The organism is Gilvimarinus sp. 1_MG-2023 (assembly GCF_030548285.1).
The window spans coordinates 1-257 of sequence record NZ_JAUOSC010001273.1; the positions used below are offsets into that span (position 1 = coordinate 1).

The window sequence follows — 257 nt, forward strand, 5'->3', positions numbered from 1 at the left end:
GTGGCCGACAGGCTGGTGTATCCGGTCATAACTCAGGTCCTTGATTGATAAAGTCGGTCAGCCGTTTCACCGCGTTTTTCAACGCGGTATAGGTGATTTCGCTGAATGGCCCCGTGTGCTCTGGGGTGGAGGATGAATTGATGCTCATCATGAATAGCGTGTCGTTGAAATGGATATTCTCCGGACAGGTGTGCAGTGTAAAAATCCCGGATTTGATCGTGATTTCGCGGGGTTTTTGTGCTGCCCTCAGCGTTACG

At 51.0% G+C, this 257-nt stretch carries 1 protein-coding gene; it reads right to left on the minus strand.

The genetic code is table 11. The features are described from left to right. Positions 1-25 precede the first annotated feature (25 nt). Positions 26-257: hypothetical protein (locus Q4563_RS20960; RefSeq protein ID WP_303605894.1), on the minus strand; the 232-nt coding region annotated here is incomplete at its 5' end.